General features: G+C 45.1%; 7 protein-coding genes. 6 read left to right on the forward strand and 1 reads right to left on the reverse strand.

Features of this window, described 5'->3' with window-relative positions; translation table 11 throughout:
* Positions 1–6 precede the first annotated feature (6 nt).
* From B4W65_RS15770 to B4W65_RS15795, 6 genes are all read left to right on the forward strand, one after another.
* Positions 7–924, forward strand: coding sequence for a glycosyltransferase family 2 protein (locus B4W65_RS15770; RefSeq protein ID WP_088656135.1), 918 nt, complete (start codon positions 7–9; stop codon positions 922–924).
* An 8-nt stretch (positions 925–932) separates the two neighbouring features.
* Positions 933–1,700, forward strand: a complete 768-nt coding sequence (locus tag B4W65_RS15775) for a DUF4422 domain-containing protein (RefSeq protein WP_088656142.1) — start codon at positions 933–935, stop codon at positions 1,698–1,700.
* A gap of 38 nt (positions 1,701–1,738) precedes the next feature.
* Positions 1,739–2,845 carry a UDP-galactopyranose mutase gene (glf, locus tag B4W65_RS15780; RefSeq protein WP_205741303.1) on the forward strand — a complete coding sequence of 369 codons (1,107 nt, stop codon included), beginning with the start codon at positions 1,739–1,741 and terminating at the stop codon, positions 2,843–2,845.
* Between the two features lie 42 nt (positions 2,846–2,887).
* Entirely contained in the window at positions 2,888–4,003 is a 1,116-nt protein-coding gene (gmd, locus tag B4W65_RS15785; RefSeq protein ID WP_088656137.1) for a GDP-mannose 4,6-dehydratase, read from the forward strand.
* Between the two features lie 42 nt (positions 4,004–4,045).
* Positions 4,046–5,053: a radical SAM protein gene (locus B4W65_RS15790; protein ID WP_088656138.1), complete on the forward strand. Its 1,008-nt coding sequence runs from the start codon at positions 4,046–4,048 to the stop codon at positions 5,051–5,053.
* 377 nt (positions 5,054–5,430) lie between these two features.
* A complete protein-coding gene (locus B4W65_RS15795; RefSeq protein WP_205741304.1) occupies positions 5,431–7,989 on the forward strand; it encodes an adenosylcobalamin-dependent ribonucleoside-diphosphate reductase in 2,559 nt (852 codons plus the stop codon).
* A gap of 66 nt (positions 7,990–8,055) precedes the next feature.
* Here B4W65_RS15795 and B4W65_RS15800 read toward each other — a convergent pair.
* A partial coding sequence (locus B4W65_RS15800) for a hypothetical protein (protein WP_205741305.1) occupies positions 8,056–8,734 on the reverse strand: 679 nt, incomplete at its 5' end.

Genomic DNA, 8,734 nt, shown 5'->3' on the forward strand with positions numbered 1-8,734 from the left:
CTAATTATGGATATTTCATTTTCCTTTATCATTCCTCATAAGAATACACCCAAATTATTGGAAAGGTGCCTTCGCAGTATTCCGGATAGGGAGGACTTAGAGATTATAGTAATAGACGATGGGAGTGACGTCACACTAATGCCACAAGTTGCAGCATACTCAAATGTGAGGTTGTTGAAGAATTCAATCAGTAGAGGGGCTGGTTTTGCTAGGAATGTTGGACTTCATCATGCTCGAGGAAAGTGGGTTATTTTTGCCGATTCTGATGATTTTTTCAACTACTGTGTAGGAGACTGTATTTCAGAATATTTTTGTAGCGATGCGGATATTGTTTTTTTTCGAGCAAATAGTGTTGATGGAAAAAGCTATGTAAATGCCTCTAGGGCGGTTCAGTTGAATCGTTTTGTTGATGTATATAAAGGAAATGTTAGCAAGGGGGCTAAACTTCTACGATATAAATTTGGTGAACCATGGTCAAAGATGATAAAAATGGATTTAATCCGCAGATATTCAATTTTATTTGATGAAGTGGAGGTGCATAATGATACAATGTTTTCTTTGTTGGTTGGGTTTCATGCGGCTTCCATCATGGTTGACAATCGAGCAATTTACTGTTGTACAGTTCGGCAGGGATCTCTTAGCTATTCGGATAGTATCGCAAAATTGTTGGTGCGTGTTGATGTTTTCTCTAGGGCTGAAAGGTTTCTGAAAGCCAACTTAGTAACCAATGTATGGGTGTTTAAACATTTCGTGGCTCTGATTTATCTTTTGGTTTTAGATAGGAGCGCATTTATTAAGGGGTATAAAAAAATGAGAGAAAATAACAATTCATTTTTCGGTGTCGTTTTGCGAATTTTTATTTCAATCCCATTGTTTCTAGCTGATTTAAACAAGGTGTGGGTTAAACGGTTTATCTATAAGTAGTTTTGGCTATGAACATTCGTGTATTAATTGCAACTCATAAGAAGATTAAATTACCAAATAATTCAGTTTATTTGCCAGTTCACGTAGGCCGTAATGGTGCTAGAGATATTGGTTATATCGGAGATGATACTGGAGATAATATATCGAATAAGAATAGTCTTTATTCTGAACTTACAGGAATCTATTGGGCATGGAAAAACTTGTCCTGCGATTTTGTTGGGTTAGTTCACTATCGAAGACTTTTTGCTAAAAAGAAGGGGCTTTTTCGCCAAAAACATGTTTTGACGCCGGAGGAGGTGTTTGCCTTGTGTTCGAGATATGATGTTATTGTTCCTGTTAAGCGCCGTTATTATATTGAAACATTAATGTCTCACTATGCAAACACACATGATTTCAGCCATATTGAATTAACGAGGGAGGTCATTGCATCTCAAACCCCTGATTATTTGCCGTTTTTTGATAATTGTGTCAGAGGTCGTAGCGCCCATATGTTTAATATGTTTATTATGCGGCAGGACTTGTTCCACAATTATTGTAATTGGTTATTTCCGATTCTTTTTGAAATAGAAAAGAATATCGATTATTCTCATATGACTGCTTTTGATGCAAGACTTTTAGGTCGGATTAGTGAATTGCTTTTCGACGTATGGCTAACAAGGAATAATCTTCCTTACAAGGAGGTCTCGTTTGTGGAAAGTGGCGTTAGGTATCTTCCCAAAATTAGAAATTTTTTAGCAGCCAAGTTTTTAAAAAAGAAATATAGGCAGAGTGTTTAGGGTTATAAGCTTGGCTTGAATTATTAATATTATTTATCATGTCTATTTTAATTGTAGGTGCTGGGTTTTCAGGTTCTGTAATTGCTGAACAAATTGCTAGGCATACGAAAAAGGAAGTTGTCGTAATTGATGAACGGGATCATCTCGGAGGAAATTGCTATACCAAACGAGATGCTGAGACTAATGTTATTGAACATGTTTATGGTCCACACATCTTTAATACAGATAAGCAAGTTTTGTGGGATTACCTATCAAATTTTTGTGAATTAGTTCCTTTTGTGAATAGAGTAAAGGCAGTTTATAATGGGTCTGTTTATTCCCTGCCTATAAACTTGCATACTATCAATCAGTTTTTTAATTCGTCCTTCAACCCCTTGGAGGCAGCGGAGTTTGTTTCTGGCCTTGGTGATAAGAGTATAGTAAATCCAAAGAATTTCGAAGAGCAAGCCTTGGCCATGATTGGCAAGCAGCTTTATGAGGCTTTTTTTTATGGTTATACGAAGAAACAATGGGGGACCGAACCAAGGAGCTTGCCAGCAACAATCTTAAAAAGGCTACCTGTTCGGTTTAATTATAATGATAATTACTATGCCAATCAATTTCAAGGGATTCCGAGAAATGGTTACACCGAAATCTTTGAGCGAATGCTTGATCATAAACAAATTAGAGTTTTACTTTCGACAAAGTTTGATTCGGGATTTAGTTTAGAGGAATTTGAACATGTTTTCTATACAGGGCCTATTGATGCTTTTTTTAGTTTTAAATATGGGCGCTTAGGGTATCGAACGGTTACTTTTGAGAGGGGGGTCGCCTTAGGTGATTATCAGGGAAATGCTGTTATTAATTACCCCGAAATGAGTATCCCTTACACCCGAATTCATGAGCATAAGCATTTTTCCCCTTGGGAGCGTCATGAGAAGAGTCTTTATTTTAAGGAGTTTAGCAAAGAAACTCAGAAAGGTGATGTTCCCTTTTATCCAAAGAGGCTTGAAGAGGATATGGTTTCTTTAGAAAAGTACCAGGCTGAAGCTAAAAAATTAAAAAGGATTACTTTTCTAGGGCGATTAGCAACTTATCGCTATCTGGATATGCAGCACGTTGTAGAAGAGGCATTAGGAGTCTCCAGAGACTTTCTGAAGAAGTGATTTGTGTTGACTTATTATGTTTTCAAATGAGAATTGTTTTCCATGTCAAAAACAGCATTGATTACCGGGGTTACCGGACAGGACGGAGCTTATCTGTCGGAGTTTTTATTGAAGAAGGGATATACCGTGCATGGTATAAAGCGTAGGGCTTCGTTGTTCAATACAGATAGGATTGATCATATTTATCAGGATCCACATACGGAGAACCGTAATTTTACTTTACATCATGGGGATTTGACGGATTCGACCAACCTGATAAGAATTATCCAGGAGACGCAGCCGGACGAGATTTATAATTTGGCTGCAATGTCGCACGTGGGGGTGAGTTTTGATACGCCGGAATATACAGCAAATGCTGATGGTATCGGGACCTTGAGGTTCCTGGAGGCCATTCGTTTGTTGGGTTTAACCGAAAAGACGAGGTTTTATCAGGCATCGACCAGTGAGTTGTATGGGTTGGTGCAGGAGGTTCCGCAGAGTGAGCGTACGCCATTTTATCCGAGGTCGCCTTATGCGGTGGCTAAAATGTACGGTTATTGGATAACTGTGAATTATCGGGAGGCATACAATATTTATGCGTGCAATGGTATTTTATTTAATCATGAGTCGCCCATCAGGGGGGAGACTTTTGTTACGCGCAAAATTACACGGGCGGTTTCTCGCATTGCTTTGGGCATGCAGGAAAAGCTGTATTTGGGGAATTTGTCAGCGCAGCGAGACTGGGGGCACGCCAAGGATTATGTGAAGGCAATGTACTTGATTCTTCAGCAGGAAAAGCCGGACGATTATGTGGTGGCTACAGGTGTTACCACCGAGGTGCGGGAATTTGTGCGTATGGCTTTTGCTTATGTGGGCTGTGAGGTGGAATTTCGTGGTGAGGGTGTGGATGAAAAGGGCTACATTGTAGCGGTATCGGAGCCGGAGTATGCGCACTTGAAGGGAAAGTGTGTGGTAGAAGTAGATCCGCGTTACTTCCGTCCCACCGAAGTGGAATTGCTGATTGGTGATCCGACTAAGGTAAAGAAGCAGTTGGGTTGGGAGCCGAAATATGATTTGCAGGGGCTTGTGGATGATATGATGCAGGGTGATTTAAAGCTGATGCAAAAGGATAAGTTCCTGCGCGACGGTGGCTACCAAACGATGAATTATTTCGAATAAGCGAAAGATTAATTGACACTCCGTACTGATCCCAACTAACCCATGAATTTTTACGCTCTTTTAAAACTGCATAAGCGCATCAAGAGTCCTAGGCTGAAGCTTTTGGGCTTGGGGCTGGCGTCTGCTGTGGGGTTTAGGCATTTGTCGGTACGTTTGGATCCTACCTTACGGTGCAATCTGGCGTGCCGCATGTGCTATTTTAGTGGGGAGGGTTATAAGGCTAAGGCGGGGGGACTGATTCAGCGAGACGAGCTGGAGGGCTTGGCAAAGACTTTGTTTCCGCATGCTTTTCAGCTGGTGCTGGGTTGTGGGGCGGAGCCTACCCTGGCCAGACATTATCATGAGTTTTTTAGGCTGGCTAAGCGCTATGGGGTGCCGGATGTGAGTATGGTTACCAATGGTCAGTTGATTGAAAGGGATGATTTGGAGAAGATGGCCGATGCGGGCGTTAACGAGCTGATTTTGTCGGTTCATGGTGTCCGAGAGGCTACTTACGAGAGCTTTATGCCGGGGGCGCGTTATGCCCGTTTGTTGGAGCTTTTGGGGCATATTAAGGAGTTGAGGACTTTGCGGGAGGGGGCGTTTCCGGACTTGAGGATAAACTATACGGTGAATCCGGATAATTTGGAGGAGCTGAAAGATTTTTTTGAGGTGTTTGGCGCTTTTGGTGTATCGACGCTGCAGGTGCGTCCGGTAATGGATTTGGGCGGGGTGTATAAAGGGAGTATTTCTGAAGCGCTTCAACCAAGGTACAGGGAGATGGTGGCATTTTTAAAGGAGGGTTGTCGGCAGCGGCAAATCCGTCTGCTGGCCAATACGAACGATGCGGGGTACGAAGAGAAGAGCAGGGACGCAGATCTGGGGGAGCTGGTTTATACTTATGTGTCGCCGCTTACGGCTTCGCAGTTGGGCATCGACTGGCGGAGCTGTTCTTTTAGACAGTTCCGTAGGGCCAATGCCTGGTATAAGCGTTTGGCCGATGCTTTTTGGGGTCGTACCGAGAGTGAGGGTTGGCTGGACCGTTCTTTAAAATATGAGGAGTTGAATTGAGGCTTAAGCCCGCCTGTTGATAACTTTCCAGATTTTGGAAAGTCTCGCTTTAATTTTTTGGACAAAATGTTAATAGTTGTTGTGGGGGCGCGGTAGGAAGCGCATTTTCAAGGCGACGGAGATTTCCAAAAACCAGACATTAATTTTACTTAAACACCCCAAAAGTTTTCTTTTTGGAAAACTTTTGGGGTGTTTGTGTGTTGTTACTTTGTTGTTTGTTAGGGTTTTGGCTTTTTGAAATGGACAACTTTTATGAATTGTTGATAAGTTTGGTTTGTCAGAATTGTTTCCTTGGCGTAACTTGCAAGGGTGATTTTTAGCGAACTAAAATATATTAACCTTCATCTTAACAGAGGATTAAAAAATTAAGAACCATCATGGAAGTAACTGCGATGCAAAAACAATCGGACACGGCCATCGGAAAGGTCTATACGAACGACGAGGCTTTTCAGGCGGCCCTGAAGTATTTTAAGGGCGATGAGCTGGCTGCGCGTGTGTGGGTAAATAAGTATGCGCTGAAGGATTCGGACGGCAATTTGTACGAGCTGACGCCGGACGATATGCACTGGCGTTTGGCGCGCGAAATTGCGCGTATTGAGGAGCGTTATCCTAACCCGATGAAGGTGGAGGAGGTTTTTGAGTTGTTCCGCAATTTTACTTACATCATTCCCCAGGGTGGTCCCATGTCGGGCATCGGCAACAACCATCAGGTGGCGTCCTTGTCGAACTGCTTTGTCATCGGTAACGAAGGCAATTCGGACTCGTACGGGGGTATTATGAAGGTGGATCAGGAGCAGGTGCAACTGATGAAGCGTCGCGGTGGTGTGGGGCACGATTTGTCGCACATTCGTCCCAAGGGTTCGCCGGTGAAAAACTCTGCCTTGACTTCTACGGGTATTGTGCCGTTTATGGAGCGTTACTCGAACTCTACGCGTGAGGTGGCGCAGGATGGTCGCCGTGGTGCGCTGATGTTGAGTGTGTCGATTAAGCATCCGGATTCGGAGAAGTTTATCGATGCTAAGATGGAGCAGGGTAAGGTGACGGGGGCCAATGTGTCGGTTAAAATCGACGACGATTTTATGCGGGCAATTACGGAGGAGCGGCCCTATGTGCAGCAGTATCCGGTGGAGGCTAAAAATCCGAAGTACAGCAAGGAGATCAATGCGTCGGACCTTTGGAATAAGATTGTGCACAATGCCTGGAAATCGGCTGAGCCGGGTATTTTGTTCTGGGATACCATTACGCGGGAGTCGGTGCCGGACTGTTATGCCGATTTGGGCTACAAGACGGTGAGTACCAATCCTTGTGGGGAAATTCCTTTGTGTCCCTACGACAGTTGCCGCCTGATTGCGGTGAATCTGTATTCGTATGTGGACCGGCCTTTTACTGCGGAGGCGAAGTTTGATTTTGAGCGTTTTCGTAAGCACGTGGGTGCTGCGCAGCGCATTATGGACGATATTATTGATTTGGAGCTGGAGAAGATCGATGCCATTATTGAGAAGGTGGATGCGGATCCGGAGAATGCGGACATCAAGCGGGTGGAGCGTGATTTGTGGATGAACATTCGGCGTAAGGCGACTGAAGGTCGCCGTACGGGTGTGGGTATCACCGGCGAGGGCGATATGCTGGCGGCTTTGAATTTGCGTTACGGTACCGACGATGCTACGGATTTCTCGGTAGAGGTGCATAAGAGTCTGGCTTTGGCTGCTTATTCTGCTTCGGTGGATATGGCGGCGGAGCGGGGTGCTTTCCCCATTTACAGTACCGAGCGCGAGAAGAACAATCCTTTTGTGCAGCGCATTAAGGAGGCCGATCCGGCTTTGTATGAGCGCATGACTAAGTACGGCCGTCGCAATATTGCTTTGCTGACGATTGCGCCAACGGGTACGACTTCGTTGATGACGCAGACAACGAGTGGTATTGAGCCGGTGTTTATGCCGGTGTACAAGCGGCGTCGTAAGGTGAATCCGAACGATCCGCAGGTGCGGGTCGATTTTGTGGATGAGGTGGGCGACAGCTGGGAGGAGTATCCTGTGTTTCACCATAAGTTTCTGACCTGGATGGAGGCTAAGGGACACGATACCAGGCGCAATTACAGTACGGAAGAGCTCGACGAGCTGGTGCAGCAGTCGCCCTACTACAAGGCGACGAGCAACGATGTGGACTGGATGAAGAAGGTGCACATGCAGGGTCAGGTGCAGAAGTGGGTGGATCACAGCATCAGTGTGACCATTAACCTGCCGAATGAGGTGAATGAGGAGCTGGTGGGTCAGTTGTATGTGGAGGCCTGGAAGAGTGGTTGCAAGGGGGTAACGGTGTATCGTGACGGCTCTCGTGCCGGGGTGCTTTTGGCCAATACGGACAAGAAGAAGGAGGAGGCTTCGCGCTTCCCGACCAAGCGTCCGCAGATTTTGGAGGCCGATGTGGTTCGTTTCCAAAACAACAAGGAGAAGTGGATTGCCTTTGTGGGTCTGTTGGATGGTCGCCCCTACGAGATTTTTACGGGTCTGGCCGACGATGAGGAGGGCATTTTGGTGCCCAAGAGTGTGCAGAAGGGCAGCATCATTAAGAATTATGAGGAGGACGGGACTTCGCGCTACGATTTCCAGTTTGTGAACAAGCGGGGCTACAAGACGACCATCGAGGGACTGTCGTTCAAGTTCAATAAAGAGTACTGGAACTATGCCAAGTTGATTTCAGGGGTATTGCGCAACGGTATGCCCATCGACGATGTGATTAACCTGGTGAGTGGCTTGCAGCTCGATAATGAGAACATCAACAACTGGAAAAACGGGGTGGAGCGTGCGCTCAAGAAGTATATTCCCAATGGAACAAGGGTCAAGAAGGGGCATTGCGAGAACTGCAACTCGGACAACCTGACTTATCAGGAGGGCTGTTTGATTTGCCAGGACTGTGGCAGCTCTAAGTGTGGCTGATGATTTTAGTTTTCGGTATGGACCGGATGTTCGTGGCAAGCGGGCATCCGGTCTTTTTTTTCTCAGCTACTTTTTCTGAGGCTTTATTTCTTTGGGATAGGCATTTCCCTTTACGGTGAGTCGTCCTGAGCGGCAATGCACCCAAAAGCAGTCATTGGGCTCTTCTTCCAGAATTACATAAGGTTGATTCTTAGGCGCGCCGTACTTAAACACGAAAAAGTCCTGATAAAAACCGAGGAGGACAATGTTGTTGTGCACCAATTCCTTATCTTTCAAATCAAAAAATAAATAGCAAACAACTTCAGTGATGGCATCGCCGATTGATTTTCGATATTTGCTCAACTTTTCCTTAAATCCATCCGTACCATAAATGTAACCAACGGTGGCGTCGCACAACCATGTGCCCCTGTCGACCGGGTATTTGGGTTCAGGAAAGCCCTCGGCCTTTCTTCGTTGAAAATCTTTTTCGCGATAGGTATCAAAAGCCGTTCCGGGTGGAAGGGTTTGATTCTTATCCATATACTGCACATAAAAGCTCCACTGCATAGCCCCTCTTTCACCGTACACCCTAAAGGGAAACCGAAAGTATTTGTGCTTAAGATACATCCTGTCCCAGTGATTAAATGGAATAACCTTCTCAAAAGGTATGCTGAACGACAAGCCGTTAACGCGAACATGAATCTTTCCGGCAAAGCGATCAAAGGAATACCTCAGCTCCTTAAACGTAAGCATTCGGTCTGCCACG

The sequence above is a fragment of the Geofilum rhodophaeum genome, assembly GCF_002210225.1.
GTDB classification, from domain to species: domain Bacteria; phylum Bacteroidota; class Bacteroidia; order Bacteroidales; family Marinilabiliaceae; genus Geofilum; species Geofilum rhodophaeum.